Source organism: Streptomyces sp. NBC_00525, from assembly GCF_036346595.1.
GTDB lineage: Bacteria > Actinomycetota > Actinomycetes > Streptomycetales > Streptomycetaceae > Streptomyces.
The window spans coordinates 1,538,571-1,551,907 of the sequence record NZ_CP107834.1; the positions used below are offsets into that span (position 1 = coordinate 1,538,571).

Consider the following 13,337-nt stretch of genomic DNA (forward strand, 5'->3'; position numbering starts at 1 on the left):
CGCGGTCCGGCGAGGAGGGACGCCGGGTCGTGCGCCGGGGGCCGGGACCGGCCGGGTGGAGTGGGAGGCGTGCCCAGGGGGTGCGAGGTGCGGCACCCCCTGGACGGCTGCCCCATACGGTAGTCCTGATATCGGTCAGCGCAGGGTGAATACCGCCACTGTGCGTCCCGGAACGGTGAAGCTTCCCGAACTCCGCTCGTACGAGGAGCGCTTGACGGTAGAATCCGCGCCCTTCGCCTGGACGGGGTGCAGGGTGTACTTCTGGCCGGCCAGTGCGGCGATCTTCTGGGTGGTGGTGCCGGGTGCGGCGTTGAAGACGACGACCAGGTCACCGAGGCGCATGGTGATCACGCCGGGGGTCTCGTCCTTGCCGGAGAGCGGGAAGGAGAGCCGGGACTGCACCTGGGCGGCGGAGGAGAGGCCGAAGTCCTTCTCGGTGCCGCGGATGGTGAGCAGGTCCCGGTAGGCGGCCGCGGTGCCGTTGATCTGCGCGCAGCTGGGGGTGATCCTCGGGTTGGTCAGCAGCGGTGCGGCGTACGGCCACTTGGCCTCGTTGTCCGCGGCCGGGGGCAGTCCGCGTCCGAAGCCGTTGCCGGCCCGGCAGTCCCAGTGCAGGGCGTTGAACCAGTCGCCGCTGTCGTAGGAGTTGCGGTCCAGCGACTTGGAGCGCAGCAGGTCGGTGCCGGCCTGGGAGAGCGCGGGGCCCTGCGAGAGGGTGGCGGTCGCCATGGCGAGGACCTGCATGCGGGCCCGGTCGGCGGCGGTGGTGTCCGCCGGGAGCTTGTAGGCGAGGGCGTCGTACAGGGTCTCGTTGTCGTGGGCGTCGGCGTAGGCGAGGGCGTCGCCGGGTTCGGCGGCGTAGCCGGCCGGGGCCCCGTTGTAGTCGACGCCGGAGCCCTTGACGGTCTTCCCGGAGCTGTCGGTGAAGGTGTAGTCGGCGAGGTTGCCGGTGAGGCCGACCTTGATCAGGTCCTGGTAGTGCAGCAGGCGGGCCTTCTGCTCGGCCTTCGAGCCGTTGGCGGTGGAGGTGTTGGGGTCGGTGTAGAGGCCGGTGGCGAAGCCCTGCACGCCGGGGTCCTCGTCGAACGGGGAGCCGCCGCGCACGGCGTCGCGGGCCCGGTCGGAGAAGGTGGCGATGCCGGTGCCGGCCATGTTCTTCTGGGTGGCCTGGACGAAGCGGGCGTCGTCGGCGATCTCGCCGAAGTTCCAGCCCTCGCCGTACAGGATGATCTTCTTGCCGTCCACGCCGTCCCTGGCGGGGGTGAGCGCGTCGAGCGCCTTGCGGACGGCGAGGATGTTGGCCTTGGGGTGGTGGCCCATCAGGTCGAAGCGGAAGCCGTCGACCTTGTACTCCTTGGCCCAGGTGACGACCGAGTCCACGACGAGCTTGCCCATCATGGTGTTCTCGGGGGCGGTGTTGGCGCAGCAGGTGGAGGTGGCGACGGTGCCGTCCTCCAGGAGCCGCTGGTAGTAGCCGGGCACGATCCGGTCGAGGACGGACTTGTCGTCCTGGCCAGAGGCGACGGTGTGGTTGTAGACGACGTCCATGACGGTGCGCAGTCCGGCCTTGTTGATCCCCTGGACCATCTGCCGGAATTCGACGGTGCGCTTCGTGCCGTCCGGGTCGGAGGCGTAGCTGCCCTCGGGGACGGTGTAGTGCAGCGGGTCGTAGCCCCAGTTGAAGGCGTCCTTGGCGGCGGCCTTCGCGACGCAGGCCTGCTGTTCGGCGGAGTCGGGTGCGTAGACGGACAGGTCGCAGGCCGGCTTCCGCTGGTCCTTCTTCTTCTCGGGAATGGTGCCGATGTCGAAGGCGGGCAGCAGGTGGACGTAGCCGGTGCCGGAGTCCGCGAGCTGCTTGAGGTGCTTCATCCCGTCGGAGCGGGTGTCGGTGAACGCCAGGTACTCACCGGGGTGCTTCGAGGTGGGGTCCGCGATGGAGAAGTCGCGGATCTGGAGCTCCTGGATCTGCGCGTCGCGCAGCGGCACGGCGGCGGGTTTGCGGAGGGTGTCCCAGCCCTTGGGGGCGAGCTTTCGGTCCTCCAGGTCGACGACGAGGCTGCGGGCGGAGTCGGTGGTGAGGGCGGTGGAGTAGGGGTCGGTGACCTTGTTGGTGACGAGCTTCTGGACGGTGGGCGCCCAGACGTTCACGACGTACCGGTAGGGCTTGCCCTTCCAGTTCTTCTTTCCGGTGACGGACCAGACGCCGGTGCGGTCGTCGCGCCGCATGGGGACGGTCTTCCCGTCGAGTTCGAGGGCGACGGTACGGGCGGTGGGCGCCCACACCGAGAGGGTGGGGGTGCCGCGGTGGAAGACCGGGCCGAGTGCGGCGCGGCTCGCCTTCTCGCCGTAGAGGTCGTCGAGCACTCCGGCGCTCTGGACGCCGGTGGCGGCGAGGAGGGCGCCGTTGGCGGCGCGCTGGGTGGCGATGAGCTGGCCGCGCAGCGCCTCGCGGACGCGGTCGCGGTCACGGGCGTCGACGGTGAAGGCGGGGTAGTCCTTGAGGTGCGGGTACTTCGCCTTCTGGGCGTCGGTCAGCGCGGACGGGGTGAGGCGCAGCCACCGGCCCTCGTCGCTGAGGGCGCCGTCGACGACGGAGATGCCGCCCTTCTTGGCGTAGACGAGCTGCTGGCTGGTGGCCTCGGTGGCCTTCACCTTCCAGACGACGGTGTCGGCGTCGATCCACTGCGCCTCGGCCTTGGTGAGGTCGGGTGCGGGGATGCCGCCGGCCTGCGGGAGGAGGTAGCCGGGGGTGGCGCCGAGCAGCCACACCTCGTGGCCGTGGGTCGCCAGGTCCAGGGACTGGTCGCTGGGCAGGTCCTTCTCGTCGCCGCGGTGCAGGATGTAGCTGAGCGAGGTGGCGCCGTCCACGAGCGGGACCTCGAAGGTGAGGCCGGAGGCGTCCTTCTTGACGGGCTGGAGCGGCTTGGCCCAGTCGGTGGGCGCCTTGGCGCCGGTCCAGGTGTGCAGGCCCCAGCCGTCGTAGTCGCCGTCGGCCCGGTAGTAGTGCAGGACGGCCTTGGTGGTGTCCGGGGCCGGGTAGGCGCCGTCGGGTGCGGTGTCGCGCTGGCCGTCCTCGCCCCGGGTGATCCACACCTGGCCGGTCTTCGCGAGGTCGATGGTGCGCTCGGGCCCGTCCGCGGTGCCGTCCTTCTCGACGGTGTAGGCGACGGTGGCGGCGCCCTCGGGCACCTTGACCCAGGCGAACGCGCCGTAGGCGTCGCGGCCGGTGAAGGCCGCGGTGGTGTCGCCGGACCTGAGCCGCAGGCCGTCGTAGTCGCCGTCGGCGCTCTTGTAGTGGACGACGGCGTAGTCGCGTTCGACGGCGACGGGCTTGGCGGGGGCGGGTGCCTTGCCCGCGGTGGTCGAGGCGGTGGCGCTCGCGGTGCGGCCGGTGCGGTCGACGACGACGGCCTTGTAGCGCAGCGGGGTTCCGGCGGCGGTGTCGTCGCCGATGACCTGGGTGACCTTGTACGGGGCGTGGTCGGCGGTGCCGAGGACGCTCCACTTGCCGTTGCCGGTCTGGGCGGCGAAGACGACCCGGTTGAGGGAGCCGCCGTCCACGTCGGCGGTGAGCTCGACGGTGCCGGTGGCGCCGGCGGCCGGGGCCTTCAGCGTGACGGAGGGCCTGGTCGCGGGGGCGGCGAGGGACTTCCCGGCGCGCAGCACGATGCTCGACAGGGCCGGGACGGTGACGGTGATCTTCTTGTCGGCGCCGCTGCGGACGGTGCCGGAGCCGCCGTACAGGGTGCGGAAGTCCATCCGGGCGGACTCGGTGGGCACGTCGACGGTCGTGGCGGAGGTGCCGTTGTTGACGGCGACGACGTACTCCCTGCCGCGCTCGGCGTCCGTACGGGAGAAGGCGTACACGGAGCCCTCGGCGTACCGCTCGGTCTGCACTCCGTCGCGCAGTGCCGGGTTCTCGCGGGTCAGCTTCGAGAGGGCGGCGATGTTCCGGTAGAGCGGGTGTCCGGGGTCGTAGGCGTCGGAGGCGTGGGTGCGGTCGGTGCCCAGCTCGTCGTCGTCGAGGTAGTCGGCGGTCCGGGAGGCGAACATCGTCTGGCGGGCGTCCTTGTCGCCGCCGGCGCCGGTGAAGCCCTGCTCGTCGCCGTAGTAGACGACGGGGTTGCCCCGGCCGAGGAACATCAGCTCGTTGGCCAGCTTCGCGCGCTCGACCAGCTCCGCGTCGCCGGCCTTCGGGTTGTCCTGCTTGAGGAAGGTCCCGAAGCGGCCCATGTCGTGGTTGCCGAGGAAGGTGACCTGCTCGTAGGCGTTGGCCTTGTCGGTGGTGTAGCGGTAGTCGTCGCCGAAGACGGCGGCGAGCTTCGAGGCCGGGGCGCCCTGCGAGGCGAACTGGCGGGCCGCCTCCTGGAACGGGAAGTCCAGCGTGGCGTCGAGCCGGCCCCGGGTGACGTAGGGCGCGGTGACGGAGGTGTCCGAGGAGTAGACCTCGCCGAACATGAAGAAGTCCTTGCGGCCGCGCTTGGCCGCGTACGCGTCGAGCGCGGTGGCCCACTGGGTCCAGAAGTCCATGTCGACGTGCTTGACGGTGTCGACGCGGAACCCGTCGATGTCGAAGTCCCGGACCCACTTCTCGTAGATCTTCTCCATGCCGGCGACGACCTCGGGCCGTTCGGTCCACAGGTCGTCGAGCCCGGAGAAGTCGCCGTACGTGGTGGACTCGCCGGCGTAGGTGGAGTCGCCCCGGTTGTGGTACATCGTCGGGTCGTTGAGCCAGGACGGCGTCTTGCCGCCGCCGCTCACCGGCTTGTACGGGAAGGAGTCGGCGTCCACCTTCGCCATGCCGGCCGCGTCGTCGAAGGGGCGGCCGTCGCGGTCGAGGTAGGGGTAGGCGCCCTTGGACCGGTAGCCGTAGGTCTTCTCGGCGTAGTCGACGGTGTCGGCGGTGTGGTTGGTGATGACGTCGAAGAAGACCTTCATGCCCTTGCGGTGGGCCTTGTCGATCAGCTTCGTGAGGTCGGCGTTGGTGCCGAAGTGCGGGTCGACCCGGGTGAAGTCGGTGATCCAGTAGCCGTGGTAGCCGGCCGAGGCGTCCTTGCCGGTGCCCTGGACGGGCCGGTTCTCGAAGATCGGCGCGAGCCAGATGGCGGTGGTGCCGAGCCCCTTGATGTAGTCGAGCCGGTCGGTGAGCCCCTTGAGGTCGCCGCCCTGGTAGAAGCCCTTGTCGGTGGGGTCGTAGCCGGTCTCGAGGCGGGAGCCGGTCAGCCCGCCCCGGTCGTTGCCCCGGTCGCCGTTGGCGAACCGGTCCGGCATGACGAAGTAGAACTGCTCGCGGGTCAGGTCGTGCCGGGTGGCCTGGGCGGCCAGCTTGGCGTCCGAGGGCGCGGCGGGCGGCCGGGCCGCGGCGGCGGGCAGCGCGGGCACCAGGGCCGCGCACAGGGCGGCCGCGACGACGGCGGTCGCCGTTCTGCGTGCGGGCACGCGCGGGTACGGACGTTTCACTCGGACTCTCCTAGCAGGGGTACGGGGGTGTGCGGGGCCGGGCGGGCCGCTGGGGGACGGCCCGCCCGGCGGGTGGGTGGCTCGGGGGGGCAGCCGCTGGGCGCGGGGGTCAGCCGCGCCAGACGTCCGAGGTCAGCGTGATCCTGCCGGAGGAGGGCACCGTGGCCGTGCGGTTGGCGCCGCTCTCCCAGGTGACGTTGCCGTTCGCGTCCTTGCGGATGTACTTGTACTCGAACGTGGTGCCGGCGGGCAGGTTCACGTCGAGCTTCCAGACCGGGTACGTCGCCGGGTCGAGCTTCAGCGCGTTGCCGGGGTTCCAGTTGCCGAGGGCGGACTGGTTGCCGGTGACGTAGATGTTCTGGCCGAGCTGGGTGGTGGCGTTGACGCCGAAGGAGGCGCCAGCGGTACCGGTCTCGGTGCCGGGGTCCGTGCCGGGGTCGGTTCCGGGGTCGGTGGAGCCGCCGCAGGTGCGGGCGCCGGTGTGCAGGGCCAGGGCGGTGTCGGCGGCGAGGGTCGCGGTGAACTGGCCGGAGCCGTTGACCGTGACGCCCTTGCCGGACTGGATGTCGCAGTAGTCGCCGGCGGGCAGCGAGGTCTGGAACGTCCGGGTCAGCGAGGAGCCCTCGTGGTTGATCGCGACGTACGCCTTGGAGCCGCGGCCGAACGCGATCCGGTCGCCGCCGTTGTCCCACCAGTCGACGACGGCCTCACCGCGCGCGGTGTTGCGGAAGCCGACCATGGAGGAGATCTCGCGCCAGGCGTGCTGGCACTTCCAGCCGTCGGTGTAGCAGGAGTTCACGGTGCCGCCGTTCGGCGGGCCGGCGTCCTTGTCGGACCACTCGTAGCCGGAGTGGACGTCGGGCGAGCCGTAGGGCCAGGCGAGCATGAACACGCTGGCGAGCGTGTAGTCGGCGCCGTCCTTGTAGTTCAGCGTCTCGCCGTTGCGCTCGGTGTCGTGGTTGTCGACGAACACCCCGGCCCTGGAGGAGGGCATGAAGCCCCAGCCCTCGCCGAAGTTCTTGAGGTAGGCGAGGTTCTCGTACCTGAAGACCTGCTTCAGGCCGCGGGCGTAGCGGAACTCCTGGACGTCGCCGTTCCCGGCGTACTCGTCGGGCGAGACGGCCTCGCCGGCGCCGTAGATCGCCTCCTGCTTCCAGTAGACGTTCGGATTCGTCAGCCGGGACTTGATGTTGGCGAGGTCCCCGGCGGGCATGTGCTTGGCCGCGTCGATGCGGAAGCCGTCGACGCCGAGCGAGAGCAGGTCGTTGAGGTAACCGGCGATCCTGCCGCGTACGTAGTCCTCGCCGGTGTCCAGGTCGGCGAGGCCGACCAGCTCGCAGTTCTGCACGTTGCCGCGGTCGCCGTAGTTGTTGATCTGCGACTGGCAGTCGTTCATGTCGTTGACCGAGTACAGGCCGGGGTAGTTGTACTTGGTGTACGACGACCCGCCCGTGCCGGTGCCGGAGCCGGCGGACATGTGGTTGATGACCGAGTCCGCGACGACCTTCACACCCGCGCTGTGGCAGGTGTTGACCATGTGGGCGAAGGAGGCGCGGTCGCCGAGCCGGCCGGCGATCTTGTAGCTGACCGGCTGGTACGAGGTCCACCACTGGCCGCCCTGGATGTGCTCCTGCGGGGGCGAGACCTGGACGAAGCCGTAGCCGGCCGGGCCGAGGGTGTCCGTGCACGCCTTGGCGACGGAGTCGAACTTCCACTCGAAGAGGACGGCGGTGACGTCCTTGGTACCGGGGGCGGATGCCGAGGCCGTCGTGGCGGGGACCACGAGGACGGCGGCTCCCGCGACGAGGGCGAGCGCGGCAGACAGGGGTCTGCTGGCCATGTTTTCCTCCTGCTGTGGGGGAAATTTCTGCGGGTGACGGTTCGGGGGCCGGGTCGGACGACCCGGTTCGCTCAGCCCATACGGCAACGCGCCCTGCCCTCAAGGCTCCTGAATGTTCTTGCTGCAAGAATGCAAACCTTGCCGCAGCGAGACCGTACGAGCCCGACAGGTTCCGGTCAACCCTTTGGACATCCCCCGCTCACATCCGCGAAATACCGCAGATTTCTTCCTGCAAGGACTTACGCAAGGTATTGCAACACTGTTAGGTTTCTCCCGACTCCGGTCCGGCCGGCCGAGGGTTCCGTGTCCCATGGACCCCACGCGCCCGGCCGGCCGGGCCGGTCAGGGACACGAGAGGCACCGGCGGTCACACCTCCCCGCCGGCCCGATCCGGGTCGACCTCCGGTGCCTCTCCTGTGTCAGCCCGCTTCCGGGCCCGGCCCGGCCCGCGATTAGGCTCGCCCCCATGTGGCCAGGAGAGCAGTCGTCGCGCCCCGACCAGCCCCATGCGCAGGGCGCGCAGCCCCCTTCGCCCCCGGCGCAGCCCGACCGGTACACCGCCGGCCGGCACGCCGCGCCCACGATGGGCATGGGCGCCCCCGAACCGCCCCGCCCCCGCCGCAACCGGACCACGACCGCCGTGGTCGCCACTTCCGCCGCGATCGTCGTGGCCTGCGCGGCCGTGGGCTACCTGGTCCTCCGCGACGGCGGGAACGACGAGGCCGGTCCGCAGCCGACGCCCACCTCGAGCGCGTCCGCGAGCGCCGACGACACGGACCGGGGCGCCGGAGGCGGCGGCTCGGGCCCGCTCGTCCCCGGCTGGAACACCGTGGTCAACGCCAAGCGCGGCATCACCTTCGACGTGCCCGCCTCCTGGCAGCGCCAGTCCGCGAACTGGGTGAGCTACGTCACGGAGAACGACGATCCCCAGGAGAAGCCGCTGGTCGGGATGATGGCCCCGGCCGTCCTCAAGGAGAAGTGGTGCACGTCCGACGATGACAAGGACGGCACCCCCGAGGAGTTCTCGCTCGCCTCGGTCGGCACCACCGGCGAGCAGGGCGCCAAGAGCGCGGCCGAGGCCGCCGAGAACACGGCCGAGACCTGGGTCTACGGCCTCTACACCCAGCCCGACCGCTCGCGCCTGACGGTCGGTGAGCCCGAGTCGTTCCGCACGAAGAGCGGCGTCGAGGGCAGCCTCGTCACGGTCACCTCGTCCGGGTCACCGAAGAAGGGCAAGTGCGACAGCGACGGGAAGGCGGTCACGTTCGCCTTCAAGAACGCGGAGGGCAGGTTCGTCTCGTGGACCTACGTCGGTGCCCACGGCGTCCCGGACGAGGTCTCCGACGCCACGATCCGCCAGATTCTCGGCACCGTACGCCTCTTCGAGGACGGCAACGGGCAGGACTGAGCTGTCCGCCGGTGCCGACCGCGCCCGTTGTGCCACAGGCATGCGCGGGCCTCGCACCGGGCGACCGGCGGCCTTCAGCGCTCAGGCACCCGCATGGATGTATGCGGCCCACTCGTACGGACGGTCCGGCGCGAGGTCCCGCAGTTCCCTGACCGCGTGGTGCACCGCGCGGGCGGCCGTCCGCCCTTCTGCCGGCGCCCGGCCGTAGAAGGCGCGTAAGAACGCGCCGATCCGGGTGCTCTCCACCTCCCACAGGGTGCCGACGGCCTCGGGGTATCCGGCCAGTAGAAACGCGCTGGAGACCTGCACGGCCTCGTCGGTGAGCCGTGTCGAGGTACGCGCCGTGCCGCAGGCGGTGAGCACGGCGAGCCGGGTGGACACGGGCCTGATCCGGCAGATGTCCACCACCGACAGCTCCTCTCCGGACGGCAACTGGATCCAGCTGCCTGTCGGCTCCTCGGGCGGGCTGTGGGCGTGACAGCCGAACTGCACCCACTGCGCACTCTCCAGAGCGGCAAGGACGCCCTCGCGGGTGGCAGCTTCCCCGATGAGCAGGTCCGAACGGTCGAACGCGTCCGCCGTGAGGCGCGCGGCGGCCTCGGAGCCCGGCAGCACCTCGTCCGATTCCGCGACGATCAGTGCGTGCTCCGCCCCGGAGCCGTGGCGTCGGGCGGCCCGGGAACGTGCGTGGGCCAGGGTCTGGAATCCCGGGATGTAGGAGGACACCACCGTGTCGAGCGCGCTGCCGCAACGGCCGTTCTCACAGTCTCCGGAAAGGCACTGGGCCGCGTGCAGCGGAAGCGCTGTGAACGGCCCGGTCGGCACCCACCAGATACGCGGCAGGCCGGCGTCGTCGGGCCCCGCGGCCCCGTCACGACGCAGGACGTCGAGTACGGGTTCCACCACGGAGTGCCAGGTCCATCCGAGGAGGCGGTGGATCGTTTCCCGGGCCGCGATCAGCTCTGACGGTGGCAGCCGTCGGCTGCCCCGGGCGTAGACCGACTCGATCGCCGCACGGAACTGCTCTGCAGCGTCGGTGACCTCCTGCGCCATGACGTCGAGAAGCAGCGCGGTCGCCCCTCGGGGGGTGACGACGAAGGCGATGCACGACAGGCCGCGCGCGTGGTTGAGGGCGACGACCGGCCCCTCGGCCGTGAGTTCACGCAGGCGGTCCGGCGGGAGTGGTCCCAGGAAGTCCTCGAACCCGGGTTCCGTCCGGATCCGCTCGATGAGCCGGTCCAGTTCCGCCGAGGCCTGCCGACCCGCCAGACGGGCCCGGCCGGCACCCCTGCCACCACCCTCCTCCAACTGCGCGGTCAGCCGGGTGAACCGGGAGGCGAGGCCGGGATGCGCCTCGGCGAGTGCGCCGAGGTCCGTACGGGATTCGAGCCGGCGGGCGAGCAGAAGGCCGCGGCCGCGTTCGTGCAGCGCGACGGCCGCGTCGATCCGGGGGCCGCGGACGGCACGGATGAGTTTCCCGGCCGGAAGCCCCGCCAGGAGGGCGTCATCGTCCTCCCTGCCCTCACTGTCGTGCCCGCTCCCGCCCTCGCCCCTGCTGTCACCGTCGTCCGCGTCGCCGCGACCGGCGCGCTCCGCCGCCGCCCGCAGTCGCCTCCCCAGCGCTTCCAGGTGAGTTGTGTTGCGGCTGTGTACGAGATTGACCGCGATCATCGCAGTGAGTCCGCGTACATCGCCGTCGAAACCGAGGAGGCCGTGTTCGGCGGCGGACTGCGGACCGCCCCGGTCGGTCACCCGTTCCAGCAGACCCACGGTCTCCGCTCCCAGCGACAGGGCGAGATCGACGTCCGAGGTGGCGATGTCGGCGCACCTCACCGCGGCGGCGATGCCGGCGTGGGCGCGCATCCAGACCGAGTGCAGCGGACTGCGCAGTACGTCGATGTTCCGCTCCAGCCGGTCCTCGGTACGGAAGGAGCCCAGCAGGGGGGACATCACGTCCTCCATCAGGCCGGCCATCGTCCCGGAGCCTTTCCGACCGGCATCGGCTACCGGCGGAAGATCACCGAGGTCGATCGGGTCGCCTGGTCGAACGCGCTGCAGGGCGCTCATGACGCGCATCAGCGCGATCATGTTCGCCTCCACTTCCCCTGTGATCGTCTCGATGACGGAGTCGGCCTCGTCGACAAGCCGGGTGCCACGGTCCGAGTCGTCGCCGCGCACGGCCATGGACCGCTGGAGCAGCGCTCTGACCAGCGTCGTTCCCGCAAATCCCCTGTGCTTCCCCGGAGGAGCCGCGGCGAAGCTGCGGCGGCACTGCTCGACCTCCTCGTCCGTGGTACCGGCCGCGGGACCGCCGCCCGGGCCGACCAGTCCGATCAGGTCCCTCATGCTCTCGGCGTGGAGACGATGCCGGCCCACGCCGGGCTCCTGGCAAGCGTCGGCCTGTTCGCCCAGCTCGATGAGGTCCGAAAGCAGCTCCCGGACATGTCGCAACTGGTCCTGATCGTGGGTGAGGACATAGCCGATGACTCCGTTCAACGCCGTGAGGTGCGCGGCCCTGAAGGACTCCTCCGCGCTCGCCGGCTCACTGTCCCGCCCGGAATCCGTCATGTCCTCCTGAATGGCGGCCGCTTCCATGATGAGGTTCGGATCGCTGGTCACCGTGCCCAGCAGCGTGAGCAGTTCGGGCAGCCGGGTGGCCACTGCCGCCGAAGGCCGATCCGACTGCTCGTAGATCTGCCGCAGCAGTCCTACCGCCTCCGTGAGGGTCCGCACATCCACATCGTCCGCGTCGACCACGCTCAGCCTCGCGCTCAGGAGGTCGCCCCCGGCCTCGCGCAGGTCCTTGTCCCAGCCCAGCCGGTCGAGTGCGGTCCGGAGGTCCCGGACCGTCGAGTCGACGGCGGGCTGCTCGCCGCCCTCCGGTCCCACGAGGTTGACCATCGCGCTGATTCCGGCGAGGTCGCCTCCCACCTCCTGCCTCATCGAGGCCGCGGCCTCCGTGAGCAACGTGGCCAGCGCGCGCAGCGCCTCGCAGCCCATGACGTCCAGCGCGTGCTCCGCCTCCGCCGACCACACCGGCTCCGTCAGTGTGCACAGCGCGCCCACCGCCGCCTCGGTCACCCGCCCGGCCCGGAGCCAGGAGAGGGGTTCGAAGCCGGTCGGTGGGCAGGCCGCCACTTTCGCGGTGACCGCGGTGGCGAGCGCACCCAATTGAGCCGCCTCCCGCGGTGAGTGGTCCGCCATGATCTCCGCGCAGCTCCGGGCCGAGGCCGCCAGGACCACCCCGTACACGGGGCGTCCCGCGTCGTGAGGTGCGAGCGCGTCGAAAGCCCTGCGGTACCGGCCGATGCGTTCCAGCGGCTGGTCCGTGGGGTCGTCGGCGGCCCTGGTGTCGAGGCAGTCCGCGAAGGCGACGGCGGCGTGCAGGTCGGCCGGCAGGCCGGGCAGGCCGTGGTCGAGGGCCAACTCCTCCGTCAGCGCCAGGATCCGGTTGAGCAGTGTGTTCATCTCACCGGCCCGGTGACCTTCCTCCCCGCTCTGCAGGCCGAAGAACAGCAGGATCGACGCCTCGATCCGCTCCCGGGCCCGCGCCGCGGGCCCGGAAGCCTCGTCGGCTTCCTGCCCGAGCCGGCCGAGGACTGTGTGCAGCGTAGCGGCCAGCGCGCCGCGGGACGGGTGGTCCGGGGGCAGCGTGGTGAGCGCGGCCCGGACGCGGACGGCCGCGCAGGCCAGCGCGGGCAGTTCGCCGTTCTCGGCGGCCGTGGTGCAGAGCAGCAGTCCGGTCACGGCGTGCAGCTCCGCGGGGTCGTGCCGGGCGGCGTGCCACAGTTCTCTCAACTCCACGACCTTTTCGGTCGTTTCGGGCGCGGGTGTGATGCCACAGGTACGCAGCAGCTCCTCGACCCGGTCCGGGGACGGCTCGCCGAGCAGTACGGCGGCCCGGACGACCACGTCGAGCATGAGCGGCAGCTGACCGCCCTGGCGGGGATGACTGGCAGGGACCAGGGCGCACGCCTTGGCGGCGGTCCGTGCCGCGGCCGTGAGCGAATCGGGCTCGGCCAGCGCCTCGAAGCGCTGCATGCGTACGGCGACGAGTGCGACGGAGACGTCACCGAAGCCCTCGTGGTCAGGGGGCATGACGACGAGCGCGTCGAGCAGCCAGGCGAGCGCCTGATCGAACAGTGGCGTGGCCGCGGCCGCGCCGCCGTCCTCCATCGCCCGCAGGGCCAGCGCGCAGCAGACGGAACCCACGATGCAGGCGAAACCCGACAGGCGCAAGAACGTATCGGCCTCCACCTCCGCGATCTCCGGAGGCAGATCCGGCAACACGCTCGGATCGGGCAGCAGCGGACGAAGGAGGCTGCGCAGAGCGAGAGCGAACAGCGCGTCCTGGTCCGCCGCCGGGTTCCGGTCACCGGCGCTCGCTCGGTACCAGTACGTCCAGCAGACGAGCAGGAGGGGGTCGAAGGGCACCTCCACGCCAGGTGCGGGTGCCGCTCCGGCGAGTAGTCTCAGCGCGTCGGTTTCGGCGTCCTCACTCAGCAGCCCTTCGAGATCCCGCGTCTGCCCCGCCTCGCCGAGCCGGGCCGCCACCCGCCCTGCCAACTCGTTCCGCTTGTAGTCGGACATGGCGCGTATCATATTCTGACACACTCTCAAGAAGGTTGT

The 13,337-nt window shown here is 71.0% G+C and carries 4 protein-coding genes; 1 reads left to right on the top strand and 3 read right to left on the bottom strand.

Going from position 1 to position 13,337, the window contains the following annotated elements:
- Positions 1 to 135: 135 nt before the first annotated feature.
- Positions 136 to 5,460 carry a pullulanase-type alpha-1,6-glucosidase gene (pulA, locus tag OG710_RS06835; RefSeq protein ID WP_330238515.1) on the bottom strand — a complete coding sequence of 1,775 codons (5,325 nt, stop codon included), beginning with the start codon at positions 5,458 to 5,460 and terminating at the stop codon, positions 136 to 138.
- Between the two features lie 109 nt (positions 5,461 to 5,569).
- Positions 5,570 to 7,300: a carbohydrate-binding module family 20 domain-containing protein gene (locus OG710_RS06840; protein ID WP_330238516.1), complete on the bottom strand. Its 1,731-nt coding sequence runs from the start codon at positions 7,298 to 7,300 to the stop codon at positions 5,570 to 5,572.
- A 583-nt stretch (positions 7,301 to 7,883) separates the two neighbouring features.
- Between OG710_RS06840 and OG710_RS06845 the strand changes: the two genes are divergently transcribed.
- On the top strand, positions 7,884 to 8,708 hold the full coding sequence (locus OG710_RS06845) for a hypothetical protein (RefSeq protein ID WP_330242175.1): 825 nt from the start codon (positions 7,884 to 7,886) through the stop codon (positions 8,706 to 8,708).
- An 81-nt stretch (positions 8,709 to 8,789) separates the two neighbouring features.
- Here the strand turns inward: OG710_RS06845 and OG710_RS06850 are convergent, their stop codons facing one another.
- The gene (locus OG710_RS06850) at positions 8,790 to 13,298 is read right to left on the bottom strand and encodes a CHAT domain-containing protein (protein WP_330238517.1); all 4,509 of its coding nucleotides are present in this window, start codon (positions 13,296 to 13,298) and stop codon (positions 8,790 to 8,792) included.
- Positions 13,299 to 13,337 lie beyond the last annotated feature (39 nt).

Excerpts from the sequence above, each read along its gene's own strand:
- OG710_RS06840 (WP_330238516.1), bottom strand. The coding sequence starts at position 7,300 with ATGGCCAGCAGACCCCTGTCTGCCGCGCTCGCCCTCGTCGCGGGAGCC.
- OG710_RS06845 (WP_330242175.1), top strand. The coding sequence starts at position 7,884 with ATGGGCATGGGCGCCCCCGAACCGCCCCGCCCCCGCCGCAACCGGACC.
- OG710_RS06850 (WP_330238517.1), bottom strand. The coding sequence starts at position 13,298 with ATGTCCGACTACAAGCGGAACGAGTTGGCAGGGCGGGTGGCGGCCCGG.